The sequence below is a fragment of the Endozoicomonas atrinae genome (genome assembly GCF_001647025.1).
GTDB lineage: Bacteria > Pseudomonadota > Gammaproteobacteria > Pseudomonadales > Endozoicomonadaceae > Endozoicomonas > Endozoicomonas atrinae.
This window is the reverse complement of sequence record NZ_LUKQ02000658.1, coordinates 1-837: the sequence shown is the minus strand read 5'-3', so window position 1 is coordinate 837 and position 837 is coordinate 1. Positions and strand designations below refer to the sequence as shown.

At 53.8% G+C, this 837-nt stretch carries 2 protein-coding genes; both read right to left on the bottom strand.

Going from position 1 to position 837, the window contains the following annotated elements:
- Positions 1–228: 228 nt before the first annotated feature.
- A complete protein-coding gene (locus tag AK963_RS29865; protein WP_083232956.1) occupies positions 229–603 on the bottom strand; it encodes a 3TM-type holin in 375 nt (124 codons plus the stop codon).
- The coding region (locus tag AK963_RS29860) for a peptidoglycan recognition protein family protein (protein WP_175404754.1) at positions 600–837 on the bottom strand (238 nt) is incomplete at its 5' end. The genes AK963_RS29865 and AK963_RS29860, both read right to left, overlap by 4 nt.

Genomic DNA, 837 nt, shown 5'->3' with positions numbered 1-837 from the left:
TGATAAACACTGGCCTCCTTCGGTTTTTGTCAACCACTGTCAACCCCGATTTTCACTCTGTCACTGGCGAAAGCCTGCGGCTTTGTACCCCCGCATTAGCTAAAGGTTCGCAGGGTCCCTCCGCCTTACCCGAAGCCAGTAATGACGGGGCTTTCAGAGCATCAAACGGACGATACCGAACTTTTCTGAATCGGTGCAAAACCACAGCTACACGACACATAACTTTTATCACCTGCTTTGCGTCCATGTTCTCGCCACCTTCTCCACACCACGGCTGGCAATGTAACCACCGATGCCCAGCTGGATAATACTGAACAACTTCAGCTCAACCTCTGCACTGAGATCCGGAGCGGCCCAGCCCATCCAGCGACACACAACCAGTGCCGTGAACACCAGCATCACCAGAGGACGCCAGCAGCGTTGCAGCCAACTCTCTCCCCTGGCTTCGGCGGTGATGATGCCTGCCTGTTCTGCCAGTTCCTTGATCTCCCCGTTGATCATCATCTCAGCTAGTTGTGCTTTAGCTTCACTTGCTTTGTTGGCATCAGGGAACAGCTTATCAATGACCTTCCCCAGCAAAGGGACAGCAGCCGCCCAGCTCACAGATCAACTCCCTGCAGCCCTTCCTGGTAGAGCCATACTTCAACGGGAAAGCTTGGGCAGGCTTTGTGTTCGCTGAAGTGGTTATGACCCCGTACTTCCACATCAGGGTACAGAGCCTGGTGACCAGCAATCAGCAGCTTCAGCATTCGCTTCTGCAGTGGGGTAAAGTTATCTTCCGGCTGGTTGTTGTTATCCAATCCACCGACCAGGCAAATGCCCACGCTCTCATGGTTG